Source organism: Mycolicibacterium hodleri (assembly GCF_025822245.1).
Classification (GTDB): domain Bacteria; phylum Actinomycetota; class Actinomycetes; order Mycobacteriales; family Mycobacteriaceae; genus Mycobacterium; species Mycobacterium hodleri.
The window spans coordinates 19,490-35,629 of sequence record NZ_JACKTL010000017.1 but is presented as its reverse complement, the minus strand read 5'-3'; the positions used below and the strand labels follow the sequence as shown (position 1 = coordinate 35,629).

Sequence of the window (16,140 nt, the reverse complement as noted above, 5' to 3'; positions counted from 1 at the left end):
ATGCCTGCTGAGCTGGTCTTTTTCGGCACCGTCCTGACCGTCGACGACGCTCTGCCCACGGCGGGCGCGCTTGCCGTGGCCGACGGGCGCGTGGTGTCCGTCGGCGACCGGGCCGAGGTGGAGAACTGGGTCGGGCCCGACACCGTGGTCGTCGAACTTGGCGACGGCTGCGTCATGCCCGGCCTGATCGAGGCGCATGGGCACCCGCTGATGGAGGCGATGGTGCTGGCCGATCGCATCGTCGACGTCCGGCCCGTCACGATGGGCAGTGCGGCCGACGTTCTCGCCGCGATCGAGCACGAGGTCGCCGCCCGCGGCGATTCGGGGGCCTACCTCAACGGGTGGGATCCGCTGCTGCAGGCCGGCCTGCCAGAGCCCACGCTGGCGTGGCTGGACGGGATGGCGCCCGATACGCCACTGGTGATCGTGCACAACTCCGGGCACAAGGCCTACTTCAACTCGGTGACCGCGCGGACGCTCGGGCTGAACCGCGACACCCCGGATCCGAAGGGCGCGCGGTACGGCCGCGACGCCTCGGGTGAACTCGACGGCACCGCGGAGGAGACGGGCGCGGTGTTCCCGCTGATCGGCGGCGCCATCGACCGCGACGGATATCCCGCGATGCTGCTCGCCGAGTGCGCCCGGCTGAACCGGGCCGGTCTGACGACGTGTTCGGAGATGGCCTTCGACCCGATGTTCCGCCCGGCGCTCGACGCGCTGCGCGGTGAGCTGACCGTGCGACTGCGCACCTACGAGATGTCGACCGCCGCGATGACGACCACCGCGGTGCCCGACAACGGCGACGACGTCGTCCGGCAGGTCGGCATCAAGATCTGGGTCGACGGGTCCCCGTGGATCGGCAACATCGATCTGTCGTTCCCGTACCTGGACACCGCCGCGACCCGGTCCATCGGCGTGACGCCCGGCTCCTGCGGCCACGCCAACTACACCCGCGAACAGCTCACCGAGATCGTCGCCGCCTACTTTCCGCTGGGGTGGCAGATGGCCTGTCACGTCCAGGGCGACGTCGGAGTCGACACCATCCTCGACGTGTACTCCGAAGCGCTGCAAGCACATCCGCGCGCTGATCACCGGCTGCGGCTCGAGCACGTCGGCGCGATCACCGATGCACAGCTGCAGCGCGCCCACGACCTCGGCGTCACGTGCAGCATCTTCGTCGACCAGATTCACTACTGGGGTGACGTCCTGGTCGACGGTCTGTTCGGTCCCGAGCACGGTTCGCGCTGGATGCCGGTCGGTTCCGCCCTCGCCACGGGCATGCGGGTCTCGCTGCACAACGATCCGCCCGTCACGCCGGAGGAGCCGCTGCGCAACATCAGCGTCGCGGCCACCCGCCAGGCGCCCAGTGGGCGGGTGCTGGGACCGGAGCAACGCATCACGGTCGAGCAGGCGATCCAGGCGCAGACCTTGGACGCGGCGTGGCAATTGTTCGCCGACGACGTCGTCGGCTCGCTGGAAGTGGGCAAGTACGCCGACCTGGTGGTGCTGTCGGCCGATCCGCGTGCCGTGCCGCCGGAGACCATCGCCGACCTGGAGGTGCGCGCCACGTACCTGGCAGGACGCCGAGTTTATTCGAAATCTGACTAGCTGCCGGTGTCGTCATGGCACGCTGGCGCTCATGTCAGAGTTGCCAACACCTCGTTTTCTCGACGAACGCACCGCTCACTGGGCCGAGACCAAGCCCGACGCCGAAGCGGTCACCTTCAAGGACCGCACGTGGACGTGGTCCCAGTGGTACGACCGCATCCGGCACCTGGCCGGCGCGCTGACCGAGATGGGCGTCGGCCGCGGCGACGTGGTCGCGTTCCTCGACAAGAACCATCCGGCCTGCGTGGAGACCACCCTGGCGGCGGCGTCCATCGGAGCGGCCACTGCCATCGTCAACTTCCGGCTCGCCGGCGACGAGATGGACTACGTGCTCAACGATTCCGGTGCCAAGGTGCTGATCGTGGGGTCCGAGCTGAAGCCGGGCGTGGACAAGATCCGGGACAAGCTGACCAGCCTGGAGAAGGTCGTCGAGGTGACGCCCGACGGTGGCGAGGGCGACGAGTACGAGGCCCTGCTGGCCGCGGCGACCCCGGTCGACCGGTCGGAAGACGTCGAGCCCGACGACGTCGCCATCATCATGTACTCCTCCGGCACCACGGGCCGGCCCAAGGGTGTCGCGCTGACGCAGGCCAACCTGATCGCGCACACCGAAAGTGCCTTCGCCGGATGGGAACTGGACGAGGGTGACAAGAACCTGGTCGCGATGCCGCTGTTCCACGTCGGCGGGTCGTCGTACATGCAGCTGGGCTTGCACACCGGGGTGGCGAGCTACATGACCCGCGACGTCGACGGCGCTCAGCTGGCCGGCGGCATTCTCTCGGGCGCCAACCGCACCTTCCTGGTGCCGGCGGTGCTGGCCAAGGTGCTGGAGTCCGGCGAGGACGCCGTGAAGCTGTTCGCGGCCCTGAAGACCTACGGCTACGGCGCGTCGCCGATGCCGCTGCCGCTGCTGCGCAAGGCACTCGAAGCGTGGCCCGACACCGACTTCATCCAGGCCTACGGGCTGACCGAGGTCGGTGGTGTCATCAGCCTGCTGGCTCCGGAGGATCACCGCAGCGGCGACGAGGAACGCATGGGCAGCGCCGGCCGCGTCGTCCCCGGCGCCGAGGTGCGCGTGGTCGACCCTGACAGCCTGGAGGACGTCGAACCAGGCAAGCAGGGCGAATTGTGGTTCAAGTCAAAGCAGTTGATGAAGGGCTACCACAACAAGCCCGACGCGACCAAGGAGGCCGTCACCGAGGACGGCTGGTTCCGCACCGGGGACATCGGCAGGGTCGACGCCGACGGCTACATCTTCGTCGAGGACCGGCTCAAGGACATGATCATCACCGGCGGGGAGAACGTCTACTCGATCGAGGTGGAACGGGTGCTGGCAGAGCATCCCGCCGTCGCCGAGGTTGCCGTGATCGGTGTGCCCGACGAGAAGTGGGGCGAATCGGTCAAGGCCGTCGTGTCGCTCGAGGGCGAGGTGACCGACGAGGAGCTGATCAGCTGGGCCAAGGAGCGACTGGCCGGCTACAAGTGCCCGAGGACGGTCGACATCGTCGACGAGCTGCCCCGCAATCCCACCGGCAAGATCCTGAAGAAGGATCTGCGCCAACCACATTGGGAGAAGGCGGGCCGCAAGGTATAGGCGGTCTAGGGCGAGACGGCGGCGCTGCGCGCCCATGGCGCCAGCTGACGATAGGGATCGCCTTCGCGGATCTCCAGCAGTGCGGCCAGCTCACCCTCGAGCGCGGCCTTGGTCCGCTCGCGCACCGTCGCCGTCCACGTCTCGGCGACCGCTCCCTTCGGGCGGGCGGTGTCGATCGGCGTTCCGAAACGCAGATACGTCCGCTGCGGGCGCGGAATCAGGGTCGGTCCGATGCCGCGCACCAGGGGCATTCCCATGTCCGTGGTGCCGGTCAGGCGTTCGGCCAGCGGCTTGGTCCACCGCGCCCAGCGGCCGTCGCTGGTGGTGAGCACGTGGTAGACGTCGTCGCCGCCGACGAGCGCCGCCGGAATGATCGGGTAGTCGTGCTCCACCGCGAGCCGGGCAAATCCGTTGCGGCCGTGCCACATCAGCGTGTACAGCTGGTCGCGGGCCTTGCCGACCTCTCGGCCACCGCCGGGGAACACCAGGATGGGTTCGCCGGCGGCCATGAGTTCGCGCGCCGTCTCCGGCGTCCCGACCACCGCACCTGCGGCGGCGAAGAGGTCTGCCGGCACGCCCTTGACGTTGCCGAACCTGCGGTCGGCCAGCGGCCGCACCCGGATGCCGATCTGACGTCGGACCACGTACGGAATCAGGACGGCTTCGGTACCTGCCTGGGTGTGATTGCCGACGAGCAGGAAGCGGCCGTCGCTCGGGAGGTTGTCCAGCCCGTCGAGGTAGGGCTTGGAGGCCGAGACCAGGGGATCGATGCGGTCGGCGACGTTCTCGATCCACCGCTGGTAGGTGGACACCCCGATGAGTGGCATCACCCGAGTGTAGGTTTCGATCGGTGGATGACGACGGCGTCGGCGGTGACGGAGACTCCGTTCCGCCCTCGCAGAACGGTGGCCCATGAGCGTTGACGAGACCGACGTTCTGATCGGCGGCGCATGACGCCCACCCTGGACGACCTGCTACAACGTCTGCACGTCGTGTCGCTGCCGATGCGAGTCCGCTTCCGCGGCATCGACGTTCGCGAGGTGGCGTTGATCGACGGTCCCGCCGGCTGGGGCGAGTTTGGCGCCTTCGTCGAGTACGAGCCCGACGAGGCGGTGCATTGGCTGGCGGCGGGGATCGAGGCCGCCTACGTCGCGCCACCCGCGCCGCTGCGCACCTGGATCCCGGTCAACGCCACCGTCCCCGCCGTCGAGGTGTCGCAGGTGGCCGAGGTGCTGGCCCGTTTCCCGGGGGCGGGCACCGCCAAGGTCAAGGTGGCCGAGCGGGGGCAGACCCTCGCCGACGACGTCGCCCGCGTCAACGCGGTGCGCGAGCGGGTGCCCCTGGTTCGCGTCGACGCCAACGGTGGCTGGACCGTCGCGGAGGCGGCCACCGCCTGCGCCGCGCTGACGGCCGACGGACCCCTGGAGTACCTGGAGCAGCCCTGCGCGACGGTGGCCGAGTTGGCCGAACTACGCGGCCTGGTCGACGTGCCGGTGGCGGCCGACGAGAGCATCCGCAAGGCCGAGGACCCGTTGCGCGTGGTGCGGATGAAGGCCGCCGACGTCGCGGTCGTCAAAGTCGCTCCGCTGGGCGGTATTTCGCGGCTGCTGGACATTGCCCGACAGATCGACGTGCCCATCGTGGTGTCCAGTGCGCTCGATTCGGCGGTCGGCATGTCCAGGGGTCTGCTGGCGGCGGCGTGCCTGCCCGACCTGCGCTACGCGTGCGGGCTGGGTACCGGCGGACTCTTCGTCGAGGACGTCACCGAGTCGCTCGCGCCGGTGGACGGCCGCCTGCCCGTCGGGGCGGTCACGCCCGATCCTGCGCGCCTGTCCGGTCTGGCGGCCGCACCCGCTCGACGGCAGTGGTGGATCGACCGGATCACGGCCTGCCATCCGCTGCTGTCCTAATCCGTGGGGCACGAGCCCGGACCCGTCGCCGCCGGCCCGCTGAGCGCCGGGACTCCCTCTGGGTTGTCTCGAACTGCGTCCTATGGCCGTCTTCTGCGCGACGGTCGCGCCGCGGGGCCGCAGACCGCCAACCCACGACCCTGATGCAGAAGACGCGTAGAGCGTGTCATTCGGATGACCAGCCAGGGACGCGCGCCGACCTGCGGCAATTGGGACACCGCACACCGCCCCAAGTAGGGTCGGCCGGGTGAATTTGGCGTACGACGATCGTGGCTCGGGTGAGCCCGTCCTGTTCATTGCCGGCCGCGGGGGAGCGGGCCGGACGTGGCACCTCCACCAGGTGCCCGCCTTCCAACGGGCCGGGTATCGCGTCGTCACGTTCGACAACCGCGGCATCGGCGCCACCGAGAACGCGCAGGGCTTCACCACCGAACAGGTGGTCTTCGACACCGCGAAGCTGATCGAGAAGCTCGACGCGGGCCCGGTCCGGGTGGTGGGCGTCTCGATGGGGTCGTTCATCGCCCAGGAGTTGATGCTGGCCAGGCCCGACCTGGTGTCGGCGGCGGTGTTGATGGCCACCCGCGGCCGCGAGGACCGCACCCGCGAGTTCTTCAGCGCCGCCGAATACGAGTTCCTGCAGGCGGGGGTGGAACTCCCACCCAAGTTCGAGGCGAAGTTGCGGCTGCTGGAGAGTTTCTCGCCCAAGACGCTCAACGACGAGAGCGCCGTCCGGGACTGGATCGAGATGTTCACGATGTGGCCCACGAAGTCGACGCCGGGGCTGCGCAGCCAGCTCAGAATTCGACCGGAGACCAACCGGTTGCCTGCTTACCGGAACATTACGGCGCCAGCGCTGGTGATCGGTTTCGCCGACGACGTGGTGCTGCCGCCGCACCTCGGCCGGGAGGTCGCCGACGCCCTGCCCAACGGCCGCTACCTGCAAATACCCGACACCGGACACCTCGGATTCATCGAGCGTCCCGACGTGGTCAACGCCGCCGTGCTCGAATTCTTCGGCGCGGGGGTATGACAGGCTGTAAGGGTGAACCCGTCGACGACTCAAGCGCGCATCGTCGTCGACGAGTTGATTCGTGGCGGCGTCCGGGACGTCGTGCTGTGTCCCGGTTCACGCAATGCCCCGCTGGCCTTCGCCCTGCATGACGCGGACCGCGCCGGGAGGCTGCGGCTGCACGTGCGCATCGACGAGCGCACCGCCGGGTTCCTGGCGATCGGATTGGCCGCCTCCGGCTCCCCGGTCTGCGTGGCCATGACGTCGGGCACCGCGGTGGCCAACCTCGGGCCCGCGGTCGTCGAGGCGAACTACGCCCGCGTGCCCCTGGTCGTCCTCAGCGCCAACCGGCCCTATGACCTCCTGGGCACCGGTGCCAACCAGACGATGGAACAGCTCGGCTACTTCGGTACCCAGGTCCGCTCCACCATCAGCCTCGGGTTGGCCGAGGGTGCCACCGAGACGATGGACGCCCTCAACGCCCAGTGGCGCTCGGCGACGTGCCGGGTTCTGGTGGCGGCCAAGGGTTCTCGCAGTGCCAATGCCGGACCCGTGCAGTTCGACATCCCGCTGCGCGAGCCCCTGGTGCCCGGGTTGGACGACTCGGGTGAGTACGCCCCTGAGGGCAGGCCCGACGGTCGACCGTGGACGTACACGCCCCCGGTGACGTTCGACCAGCCGTTGGACGTCGACGTCACCCTCGACACCGTCGTGATCGCCGGACACGGCGCGGGTGTCCATCCGAACCTGGCGGCGCTGCCGACCGTGGCCGAACCCACCGCACCCCCGGCGGAGAACGCCCTGCACCCGCTGGCGCTGCCGGCGCTGAAGCCCAGACAGGTCATCATGCTGGGCCGTCCCACGTTGCACCGCGGCGTGTCGGCGTTGCTGGCCGACTCGTCGGTGCCGGTCTTCGCGCTCACCACCGGCCCGCGGTGGCCGGACGTGTCCGGCAACTCGCAGGCGACCGGCACCCGGGCGGTCGTCACGGGCTCGCCCGACGAGGAGTGGCTGCGACGCTGCGCGGACGCCAACGCCCACGCCGTCGCCACGGTCCGCACCCAGCTCAAGTCCCACCCCCTGACGACCGGTCTGCACGTCGCGGCCGCCGTCGCCGACGGTTTGCGGCCGGGTGACCAGTTGGTGCTCGGCGCCTCCAACCCGGTGCGCGACGCGGCGCTGGTCGGGCTGGACGCCCACGGCATCAAGGTCCGGTCCAACCGCGGTGTCGCCGGCATCGACGGCACGGTGTCGACGGCCATCGGCGCGGCCCTGGCCCACGAACGGACCGGCGACGGCGACCGGGTCCCCCGCACCGTCGCCCTCATCGGCGATCTCACGTTCGTCCACGACAGTTCCGGGCTGCTGATCGGCCCCACCGAACCGATTCCCAAGAGCCTCACCATCGTGGTGTCCAACGACAACGGCGGCGGCATCTTCGAACTCCTCGAGCAGGGCGACCAGAGATTCTCCGACGTCTCCTCGCGCGTGTTCGGCACCCCGCACGACGTCGACGTGGGCGCGCTGTGCCGCGCCTATCACGTCGAGTGTCGACAGGTGGAGTTGGACGGCCTCGCCGAGGAACTGGACGGCGGCGCCGACGGCATGCGCGTTCTGGAGGTGAAGGCCGACCGCTCGTCGCTCCGGGCGCTGCACGCATCGATCAGAGCAGCCCTGTGAGGACGTCGGTCGACCAGCTGGTGCGCTATCTGAAGACGTTGTGGCAGGGCCTGATTCCGCACCTGTACGGCGATCCCAGTGAGACGCGGGCCGAGCGCGTCATCCGCCGGGTGCGGATCGGGGTGGTCATCGTCGCCTGCCTGGTGACGTTGCAGTCGGTGCTGCTCGTACTCGGGGCCTGGCGCGACGACCGCCAGATCGAGGGCGACATGGGCGTGGCCGCGGCCGAGGTGCTCGACGCCGGACCGCGACGGTCGACCATCGAGTTCGTCACCCCGGACCGCGTCACCTACCGGCCGGAGCTGGGCGTGCTGTATCCGTCCGAACTCGACACCGGCATGCGGATCTACGTCGAATACGACAAGGCCAACCCGGATCTCGTCCGAGTGCAGGACCGCAACGCCTCGCTGGCGATCATTCCCGCCGCGTCGATCGCGGTGGTGGGATGGTTGGTCGCAGCGGCCGCGCTGAGTGGGTTGGCGGTGCTGCAGCGTCGGCTGAACCGTCAGGACGCCATCAGCTTGGAGAGCCAGTCGTCGTCGTAGATGTCGAGCTTTTGTCCGGCGTGTAGGTCGAAGACCGTTGGCGTGCCGGTGTTCAACGGGTCGACCTCGTAGAGGAACTCGAAGTTGGTCGACTCCATGTCGGCCAGGTCGGCTGCGCTCTTCGCTTGTGCGCCGGTCTCGATCTGGTGTGCCTGGAAGCCGGGAACGCCTGCTGCGCGGGCGAAGTCGGCGATCGTCGCGTCGTCGGGTCCCGGGCTGCCGGGGTCTTGGTTGGCCCACAGTCGTTCGACGAAGCGTTGGAACTGTGCGCCAGTGGTCGACCCGGCGCCGTCCCCCTGCCCGCCGGGGGTGGCCGCCACGAACAGGGCGTTGGCCACCCGGGCGGAGTGTCCGTCGGTGGCGGGGGTGTCGAGGAAGGTCATCGGTCGATAGGTGATCGCGAGCTGGCCCGCGCCGATGTAGTACGCGAACCGGTCACCGAAGTCGTGTTGTAGATCGGCGCAATGGCTGCACTGCGGCTCGGTGTAGATCTCCAGCTGCACGGGGGCGTCCGCCAGCCCGGCGCGGATGCCGAACGAATCCTGCGTCATGGCGACGCGCGGAGGGTCCGGGTCGCCCAGGGGTGTGCCGCTGACGGCGCGCGTGCAGCCGGTCAGCGCGACGACGAGGCTCAGCGCTACGGCCATCACGACGTGCTTGCTGCGCATCCCCGCATTATGAGCCCGTCACCAGTCTTCGCGTGTCGTATCCCCGCACGCAACCTCCAGTACAACCGGGGCTGTCAGCCTTCTGGGGTGCGCGTTGCCATCGTCGCGGAGTCGTTCCTCCCCAACGTCAACGGAGTCACCAACTCGGTGCTTCGGGTGATGGAACATCTCCGCAGGACGGGACACGAAGTGCTCGTCATCGCACCGGACAGTCCTCGTGGTCAGCCGCCCGCCACTCGGGTCCACGACGGCGTTCGGGTGCATCGGGTGCCGTCGAAGATGTTCCCGAAGGTGACGTCGCTGCCGCTGGGAGTTCCGCGTCCGCGGATGGTCGGCGTGCTGCGCGGTTTTCAGCCGGACGTGGTCCATCTGGCGTCGCCGGCACTGCTCGGCTACGGCGGCCTGCTGGCCGCGCGGCATCTGGACGTGCCGACGGTCGCCGTGTTCCAGACCGACGTCGCGGGTTTCGCCCAGAGTTACGGTGCGGGTGTGATGTCGAGGGCGGCGTGGGCGTGGACGCGGCATCTCCACGGCAAGGCCGACCGAACGCTGGCACCGTCTACCTCGGCGATCGAAAACCTCACCGCGCATCACGTTCCGCGCGTTCATCATTGGGGTCGAGGCGTCGACGTCAGCGGCTTCGTCCCCTCGGCGCGCGACGACGCGCTGCGGACGGCGTGGTCACCCACCGGAAAACCGATCGTCGGGTTCGTGGGCCGGTTGGCGCCAGAGAAGCACGTCGAGCGGCTGGCGGTCTTAGCGCGCCGCGACGACGTGCAACTGGTCGTCGTCGGCGACGGCGTCGACCGCAAGAGTCTCGAATCACTGATGCCGACAGCGGTTTTCACCGGTGCCCTGTACGGTCGGGCCCTGGCCGCCGCCTACGCCAGCATGGACGTGTTCGTCCACGCCGGCGAGCACGAGACCTTCTGTCAGGCCGTCCAGGAGGCGATGGCCTCCGGAGTCCCCGTGATCGCCCCCGACGCCGGCGGCCCGCGGGACCTGGTGACGCCGATGCACACCGGTCTGCTGCTGGGGGTCGACGAGTTCGAGACCCGGTTGCCCGACGCCGTCGACCATCTCCTCGCCGAACGGCACCGATACTCGGTCGCCGCCAGGCGCAGCGTGCTGACTCGCACCTGGCCCGCGGTCTGCGAGCAGCTCCTCGGCCACTACGACGCGGTGCTCGGCCATCGCGGCGCCAAGGCTGCCTGACCGCCTGATCTCCCGATCGCCTTGACGATCGACTCTGGTAGCTGCTTGCGTATCCGCACCGGGCCCGTCCACCACCACGGGCCGACGACAGAGCGGGATACCGATGACGACGCCCAGTCCAGACTCGACGCCGGTCACCGACGGCGTGCAGGGGTTGGTGCTCGTCTGCGCGGTCGCCGTCGTGGCGGGCGCGGTCATCGGATTCGTCGGCGGCGCCTTCCGGTGGTGTCTGCAATACGCCGACACCCTACGAATCGACCTGTCCGACTGGGCGCATCGGCTGGCCGGACCGGGCTGGCTCGTCCCGATGGCGGCCACCGCCCTCGGGGCCGCCCTCGCCGCGTTGGTCGTGCGATGGATGCCGCTGGCGGCGGGCAGTGGCATCCAGCACGTCGAGGCGGTCTACCGCGGCGACGCCTCGACGCCGGAATTGCGGTTGCTGACCGCCAAGTTCGTCGGCGGGGTGTTGGGCATCGGCTCGGGTCTGGTCCTGGGTCGCGAGGGACCGACCGTGCACATGGGCGCGGCGATCGGCGCCGCCGTCGCACGGTGTGCCCGCCTCGGCGACGCGACGGTACGGATGCTGCAGACGGCCGTCGGCGGCGCCGGCCTCGCCGTGGCGTTCAACGCTCCAATCGGCGGCGTTCTGTTCACCCTCGAAGAGGTGACCAAGTCCTTCCGGCTGCACACCGTCCTCGCGACGGCCTTCGCGGCCGCCACGGGCGTCGGCTGCGCGCGGCTCGTCGTCGGTGACCACCCCGACTTCGCCGTGCCCGAGGTGAATTCACCCGGCCTGGGCTGGCTGCCGCTCTTCATCGTGTTCGGCCTGGCGACGGGGTGCCTCGGCGTCCTCTACAACCGCCTGGTGCTGGGATTCGTCGACCACGTCAAACTGCTGCCCCGGATACCGGCGGTGGCGAAGGCCGCCCTCATCGGCGCGGTGATCGGCCTGGTGATGTTCGTGCATCCGTTGGCCACCGGAGGCGGTGACACCCTGACCCAGTCGATCCTCGGCGGCCGGAGCCTGGAACTCTCCGTCGTGGTCGGCTTCCTGGCGTTGCGCTTCCTGGCCGGTCCGCTGTCCTATGCCGCTGCCGTCCCGGGCGGGTTGTTCGCGCCCCTGTTGGCCGTTGGGACGCTGTGGGGCGTGCTGTTTGCCGGGTGCTTCGACGCCGTCTGGCCGGGCAACCAGGCGTCACTGGCGGTCCCGATGGCGATCGTCGGGATGTCGGCGTTCTTCGCAGGCACGGTCCGGGCACCGGTGACGGGGATCGTGCTGGTCGTCGAGATGACGGCCACGACGTCGGTGCTGGTGCCGATGCTGGCGGCGACCGCTGCAGCCGTCTTGGCGGCGGAACTGCTGCGGGCGCCGCCGATCTACGACAGCCTGCGCGAACGCATGCCGGCGGAACCCGGCAAGGATTCGTCCTAGGGCTGGCTCAGCCCTGGGCGAGTTCGGCGACCGGCTGCCACTCCTCCCACGTCTTGAGGCGGCTCTCGTAGTCGGCCTTCGCGAGCTGAATGGGCATGCTGCCGAAGAACACTCGCAGTGGCGGCTTCTCCGCGTCGACGACCTTGAGGATCGCCGCTGCCGAGGCCTTCGGGTCACCCGACGCCGAGTTCCGCTTCTCACGTGCCTTCTGCGCCGCCTCGTGGATCTCGGCGTAGTCGGCGATCTCCTCGGCGCGCTTGGCCGACGAACCTGCCCAGTCGGTGGAGAAGCCGCCCGGCTCGACGAGCGTCACGTGGATGCCAAAGGACTCCACCTCCTGCGCCAAGGCCTGCGAGAAGCCCTCGAGCGCCCACTTGGAGGCGTGATAGATGCCGACGTTCTGGAACGCCGTGATGCCGCCGATCGAGGACACCTGCACGATGTGACCGCTGCGCTGCGCGCGCAGGAACGGCAACGCCGCCTGGGTGATCCACAGCGCGCCGAACACGTTCGTTTCGATCTGGTCGCGGGCTTCGGCCTCGGAGAGCTCCTCGATGAAGCCGAACTGTCCGTATCCCGCGTTGTTGACGACGACGTCGAGACGCCCGAAGTGGTCGTGGGCCCGTTCGACGGCGGCGAAGTCGGCGGCGCGATCGGTGACGTCCAGCTCGATGGGCAGCAGTGCGTCGCCAAACTTCTCGCTCAGGTCGTCGAGCGTCGAGGTGTCGCGCGCGGTGGCGGCGACCTTGTCACCGCGTTCCAGGGCCGCGATCGCCCACTCCCGTCCGAAGCCTCGCGACGTCCCGGTGATGAACCACACCTTCTCGGCCATGTCTTCTCCTCTGTCTGGTCCCGGCATTCAAGGCAATACCAACGCGGTGACGGGTTACCCATTCCCGCGACGTGCACATTCACAGGTAGCGTCGGTGGCGTGAGCCGTGCGACGTTGGAGAAGAACCCCCGCGAAGTGGCGTCGATGTTCGACGGCGTCGCCCGTCGGTACGACGTCACGAACACGGTGCTGTCGCTGGGCCAGGACCGATACTGGCGACGGGCGACGCGGGCGGCACTGGACATCGGCCCCGGCGACGCGGTCCTCGACCTGGCGGCGGGCACCGCCGTCTCGACGGTGGAATTGGCGGAGTCCGGCGCCTGGTGCGTGGCGGCCGACTTCTCGGTCGGCATGCTCGCCGCCGGTGCGGCACGCCCGGTGCCCAAGGTGGCCGGCGATGCGACGAAGCTGCCGTTCGCCGACGAGTCGTTCGACGCGGTGACCATCAGCTTCGGCATCCGCAACGTCGTGGACCACGTCGAGGGCCTTCGCGAGATGGCCCGGGTCACCCGTCCCGGCGGCCGACTGGTGGTGTGCGAGTTCTCCACTCCGACGAACCCGCTGTTCGGCACGGTCTACAAGGAGTACCTGATGCGGGCATTGCCGTCGGTGGCGCGCGCGGTGTCCAGCAATCCCGACGCCTACGTGTACCTGGCTGAGTCGATCCGCGCCTGGCCGGATCAGGCGGCGTTCGCCCGGCGGATCGCCGACGCCGGTTGGTCGGCGGTGCGGTGGCGCAACCTCACCGGTGGCATCGTGGCGCTGCACGCCGCCACCAAGGCCTGACGGCTACAGCTCACCGGAGGCCAGCTTGGCCGCCAGCTGGGCGCGTGACCGGATGCCGAGCTTGCGGTAGATCTGGGTCAGGTTCGCCTCGACGGTCTTCAGGCTGACGTAGAGGGTCGCCGCCACGTCGCGGTTGGTCATTCCCGAGGTCGCCAGCTCGGCAATCCGTCGTTCGGCCGGGGTCAGCGTGGGTTTCGGCGGTGTCTCGGACTTGGCGCGGCCCAGCTCGTCGCGGGCGCGCTCGGCCCACAGCGCCGCGCCGATCCGCTCGAACTCCCGCAATGCCTCCGCGAAGGTGTCGGCGGCCGCCTGCTTCAGCCGCTGACGGCGTTGCAGCTGCCCGAGTACCAGCAGCGTGCGCGCCCGCTCGAACGGCATCGGCAGCCCGTCGTGGTGCAGCAGCGACTGCTGAATGGCCCGCGTCGCCTCGTCGAGCTCGCCCTTCGCGGCCCACCACCTCGCCCGTCCTCTGGCTCCGGTGGCCAGCAGCCACGCCCGGTCCAGTCGGCGGCCGTCGTTCTCGAGCTGTTCGATCATCGGCTCGGCCTCGTCGGGCCGGCCGGCGGCGATCAGTGCCTCGATCGCATACGGCACGTAGTCGAGGTTGCGCATCTCGTTTCCCGGCAGCGCGCCGAAAGCGTCGATCAGCGGCTGCAGGGCGGCCAGCGCTTCGGGGTAGTTGCCGAGGGACAGCTCGACGAAACCCAGAGCCGTCAGAGCCCGGATCGCGAGCTGCGGGGTGTCGGTTTCCCGGGATATGGCCAGCGCGGCGTTGGCGTCGTTGCGGGCGTCGGCCTCCCGCCCCTGGTGGGCGAAGACGGTCGCGCGGATCGCCAGTGCCACGCCCCGAAGATTCTGTGTGTCAATGTGTTCGGCGCGTTCGATGGCCTCTTCGGCGAGCACCTCCGCGGCGGCGAAGTCACCCCGCCACACGTCGGCCAGCGCGGTGTGGGCGTCGAACATCATCACGTCGCTCTCGGCGCCGCGGGCCAAACAGAGCTGCCGCACGGTCTTCGCCTCGTCGCGTGCGGCGTCGAGTTCCCCCGTCCACGCGTGCGTGATCGCCCGGACCGCGCACGCCCGAAACTGCATGGGCACGTCGGCGTCGAGATCCTCAAGCTCGAGGGCGCGGTGCAGACTCGGTTCGTCGACCCCGTCGCCGCGCGTGCACTTCGTCAGCACCGACATCGCGAGCACCTGGCTGGTCAGCTCGGGCAGCGACAGGCCACGGGCCAGGTCCAACGCCTCGTCGGTGTGGCGCACCGCGGCGTCCAACTGGCCCGAGTACATCGACGCAAACGACGACAGCAGCAGGATGCGCACCGTGAGGACGGGGTCCTCCTCGGCGTCGTCGCGGGCCCGGTCCAGCAACTCGCTGGCCTCGGCCAGGCTGTCGCTGTAAATCCGAATGGTCGCAAGCAGATTCAGCGCAAAGGCCCGAAGCGATCCCGGCGGAAGCTGGTCGACTGTCGACACCAGTAGCTCGCCGGCGCGCTGCGCTTCCCCGGCACGGAAGTGGTGATCGGCGCAGTGGATCCTGCGGGCGGGGGTGTCGCCACCGAGGTTGATGGCGAGGTCCAACAATTCGGCGGCTGCCGCCGGGGCCCCGCGCACGCGCGCGGCGTCTGCCGCCGTGTCGAGGGCCAGCAGGGTCGCGGGGTCGGCGTTCGACGCGGCCAGCGCCAGGTGGCGTGCCCGCATTTCCGGTTGCTGGACGATCGTGGCGAGCGCGCGATGCATCTGTCGGCGGCGGACGGGTCCCACCACGCTGTAGACGCCGCGGGCCAGCAGGGGATGGGCGAACCGCACCCGGTTGCCCGCAATCTGCACGATGCCGTCGGTCTCCGGCACCTCCAGCAGTTCCACCACGCGTTGGGGCGCCTGTTCGGTGACCTGGGCGAGCAGGTCGACCGTCGGGGTGCCGACGCTGGCCGCGGCCAGCAGGACCGTCTGGGTGTCCTCCCCGAACTGGTCCAGCCGGGAGCGGACGAGGTCGGCCAACGACCCGGGGAGCGCGGCGTCGGCCAGGCTCGACTGCCCGTCGATCGCGCGCGCCAATTCCAGTGCGTAGAACGGGTTGCCCCCGGACAGCTCGCTGATCCGGACGATCGTCGGCCGGGAGAACGATCGACCCAGCCTGCTGGAGATCACCCGGCGCAGGTCGCCGATGCTCAACGGCCCCACCGACATGCGTTCGACTCCGTCGAGCCGGCTCAGCTTGAGCCAGTCGGTGCCGTGACGGCCGTCGGCCTCGGTGCGTTCGGTGGCGAGAACGCCGACGCGCCCCTTGAGCCGTCGGCTCGCGAACGCCACGACCGCTTGGCTGGACGAGTCGAGCCACTGCACGTCGTCGAGCGCCACGATCACCGGCGCGTCGGCGGCCAGCCGGTCCAGCAGGGTGATGAAGGCGGACGCGACCACCCGCTCGTCGGTGACCGGCCCCGTGCCGTCACCGGCCAGCAGCACCCGGTCGACGGCGACCCGTTGGAGGTGGGGCAGGGTGTCCAGGACGTCCGTGCCGACCGATTCGAGGAGGTCGGCGAGCACCGCGTAGGTCAAGCCGGACTCGGCCTGGCCGCCCCGTGCCGACAGGACGTGAAAACCGCTGTCCCGAGCCTGTTCCAGGGCGCCCAGCCAGAGCGTGGTCTTCCCGATGCCCGCCTCGCCGCCGATGACGAGGGCCGACGGGCGGGTCGCCGCGGACTCCAGGAACGTGATCACCGCGCGCCATTCGGCCGCCCGGCTCATCCGTGAACGCACCAACCGAAGCCCCCCGTCGTCGACGACTCCCAACCCTGGTCGCATGTAGCCACTGCGGGCAAAGCGCAAACAGAAGTCGACTTACGGTTTCGTCTATTTCG

13 protein-coding genes are annotated in these 16,140 nt (G+C 69.6%); 9 read left to right on the top strand and 4 right to left on the bottom strand.

Features of this window, described 5'->3' with window-relative positions; translation table 11 throughout:
• Positions 1-1,608, top strand: a complete 1,608-nt coding sequence (locus tag H7J06_RS04110) for an amidohydrolase (protein ID WP_264037256.1) — start codon at positions 1-3, stop codon at positions 1,606-1,608.
• Between the two features lie 31 nt (positions 1,609-1,639).
• Entirely contained in the window at positions 1,640-3,202 is a 1,563-nt protein-coding gene (locus H7J06_RS04105) for a long-chain-fatty-acid--CoA ligase (RefSeq protein WP_264037254.1), read from the top strand.
• Positions 3,203-3,207: 5 nt separating this feature from the next.
• Here the strand turns inward: H7J06_RS04105 and H7J06_RS04100 are convergent, their stop codons facing one another.
• Entirely contained in the window at positions 3,208-4,029 is an 822-nt protein-coding gene (locus H7J06_RS04100; RefSeq protein WP_264037252.1) for a lysophospholipid acyltransferase family protein, read from the bottom strand.
• Between the two features lie 123 nt (positions 4,030-4,152).
• Here H7J06_RS04100 and H7J06_RS04095 point away from each other — a divergent pair, with 123 nt between their 5' ends.
• The 4 genes from H7J06_RS04095 (at position 4,153) to H7J06_RS04080 (ending at position 8,346) form a co-directional block, all read left to right on the top strand.
• Positions 4,153-5,112 carry an o-succinylbenzoate synthase gene (locus H7J06_RS04095; protein ID WP_264037248.1) on the top strand — a complete coding sequence of 320 codons (960 nt, stop codon included), beginning with the start codon at positions 4,153-4,155 and terminating at the stop codon, positions 5,110-5,112.
• Positions 5,113-5,359: 247 nt separating this feature from the next.
• Positions 5,360-6,142 (top strand): alpha/beta fold hydrolase, encoded by a 783-nt coding sequence (locus tag H7J06_RS04090; protein ID WP_264037246.1) that lies wholly within the window; start codon positions 5,360-5,362, stop codon positions 6,140-6,142.
• Positions 6,143-6,154: 12 nt separating this feature from the next.
• Entirely contained in the window at positions 6,155-7,801 is a 1,647-nt protein-coding gene (gene menD, locus H7J06_RS04085) for a 2-succinyl-5-enolpyruvyl-6-hydroxy-3-cyclohexene-1-carboxylic-acid synthase (protein ID WP_264037243.1), read from the top strand.
• Complete coding sequence (locus tag H7J06_RS04080; protein WP_264037242.1) at positions 7,798-8,346, top strand: DUF3592 domain-containing protein; 549 nt, start codon at positions 7,798-7,800, stop codon at positions 8,344-8,346. The genes menD and H7J06_RS04080 overlap by 4 nt, the downstream gene beginning before the upstream one ends.
• Here H7J06_RS04080 and H7J06_RS04075 read toward each other — a convergent pair.
• Positions 8,307-9,014 (bottom strand): DsbA family protein, encoded by a 708-nt coding sequence (locus tag H7J06_RS04075; protein WP_264037240.1) that lies wholly within the window; start codon positions 9,012-9,014, stop codon positions 8,307-8,309. The genes H7J06_RS04080 and H7J06_RS04075 overlap by 40 nt on opposite strands.
• Before the next feature lie 87 nt (positions 9,015-9,101).
• Between H7J06_RS04075 and H7J06_RS04070 the strand changes: the two genes are divergently transcribed.
• A complete protein-coding gene (locus H7J06_RS04070; RefSeq protein WP_264037238.1) occupies positions 9,102-10,229 on the top strand; it encodes a glycosyltransferase family 4 protein in 1,128 nt (375 codons plus the stop codon).
• 103 nt (positions 10,230-10,332) lie between these two features.
• Positions 10,333-11,661 (top strand): H(+)/Cl(-) exchange transporter ClcA, encoded by a 1,329-nt coding sequence (locus H7J06_RS04065; RefSeq protein WP_264037236.1) that lies wholly within the window; start codon positions 10,333-10,335, stop codon positions 11,659-11,661.
• A gap of 7 nt (positions 11,662-11,668) precedes the next feature.
• Here the strand turns inward: H7J06_RS04065 and H7J06_RS04060 are convergent, their stop codons facing one another.
• The gene (locus tag H7J06_RS04060; protein ID WP_264037233.1) at positions 11,669-12,493 is read right to left on the bottom strand and encodes an SDR family oxidoreductase; all 825 of its coding nucleotides are present in this window, start codon (positions 12,491-12,493) and stop codon (positions 11,669-11,671) included.
• 99 nt (positions 12,494-12,592) lie between these two features.
• Between H7J06_RS04060 and H7J06_RS04055 the strand changes: the two genes are divergently transcribed.
• Entirely contained in the window at positions 12,593-13,279 is a 687-nt protein-coding gene (locus H7J06_RS04055; RefSeq protein ID WP_264037231.1) for a demethylmenaquinone methyltransferase, read from the top strand.
• A 3-nt stretch (positions 13,280-13,282) separates the two neighbouring features.
• Here the strand turns inward: H7J06_RS04055 and H7J06_RS04050 are convergent, their stop codons facing one another.
• Entirely contained in the window at positions 13,283-16,084 is a 2,802-nt protein-coding gene (locus H7J06_RS04050) for an ATP-binding protein (protein ID WP_264037229.1), read from the bottom strand.
• Positions 16,085-16,140: the final 56 nt, after the last annotated feature.

Coding starts and splice junctions, on each gene's coding strand:
- H7J06_RS04110 (WP_264037256.1), top strand. CDS start 1: ATGCCTGCTGAGCTGGTCTTTTTCGGCACCGTCCTGACCGTCGACGAC.
- H7J06_RS04105 (WP_264037254.1), top strand. CDS start 1,640: ATGTCAGAGTTGCCAACACCTCGTTTTCTCGACGAACGCACCGCTCAC.
- H7J06_RS04100 (WP_264037252.1), bottom strand. CDS start 4,029: ATGCCACTCATCGGGGTGTCCACCTACCAGCGGTGGATCGAGAACGTC.
- H7J06_RS04095 (WP_264037248.1), top strand. CDS start 4,153: ATGACGCCCACCCTGGACGACCTGCTACAACGTCTGCACGTCGTGTCG.
- H7J06_RS04075 (WP_264037240.1), bottom strand. CDS start 9,014: ATGCGCAGCAAGCACGTCGTGATGGCCGTAGCGCTGAGCCTCGTCGTC.
- H7J06_RS04065 (WP_264037236.1), top strand. CDS start 10,333: ATGACGACGCCCAGTCCAGACTCGACGCCGGTCACCGACGGCGTGCAG.
- H7J06_RS04060 (WP_264037233.1), bottom strand. CDS start 12,493: ATGGCCGAGAAGGTGTGGTTCATCACCGGGACGTCGCGAGGCTTCGGA.
- H7J06_RS04050 (WP_264037229.1), bottom strand. CDS start 16,084: ATGCGACCAGGGTTGGGAGTCGTCGACGACGGGGGGCTTCGGTTGGTG.